Annotated in this window: 1 protein-coding gene; it reads right to left on the minus strand. The window is 63.9% G+C overall.

Annotated elements, in window-relative coordinates; all coding sequences use genetic code 11:
- Positions 1 to 72: 72 nt before the first annotated feature.
- A partial coding sequence (locus tag AC1D0P_RS26985) for an HAD-IC family P-type ATPase (RefSeq protein ID WP_477679540.1) occupies positions 73 to 620 on the minus strand: 548 nt, incomplete at its 5' end.

Consider the following 620-nt stretch of genomic DNA (forward strand, 5'->3'; position numbering starts at 1 on the left):
GATAGGCGATGCCGGTGAGGACGGTGAAGAGAACGAGCATGGAGACGCCCGTGCGAAGATGGTTGAGCATGGTTACACCAAATGAATCGCGTTGACGACGAGGTCGATCGCCTTGATGCCCACGAAGGGCAGGACGATGCCGCCAAGGCCGTAGACGATGAGGTTGCGGCGCAGAAGCGCGTTGGCGCCGACGGCGCGGTACGCCACGCCCTTGAGCGCCAGCGGGATCAGCGCGATGATGATCAGCGCGTTGAAGATGACGGCGGAAAGGATCGCCGACTGCGATGAGTGCAACCCCATGACGTTGAGCGCGCCGAGCGACGGATAGGTCACCAGGAACAGCGCCGGGATGATGGCGAAATATTTCGCCACGTCGTTGGCGATCGAGAACGTCGTCAGCGAGCCGCGGGTCATGAGCAACTGCTTGCCGATCTCGACGATCTCGATCAACTTGGTCGGCGAGGAGTCGAGGTCGACCATGTTGGCGGCCTCGCGGGCGGCCTGGGTGCCGGTCTGCATGGCGACGCCGACATCAGCCTGCGCCAATGCGGGGGCGTCGTTGGTGCCGTCGCCGCACATGGCGACTAGCTTGCCGCCGGTCTGCTCGCGGCGGATATAGG

The organism is Polaromonas sp. P1_G2 (genome assembly GCF_056405515.1).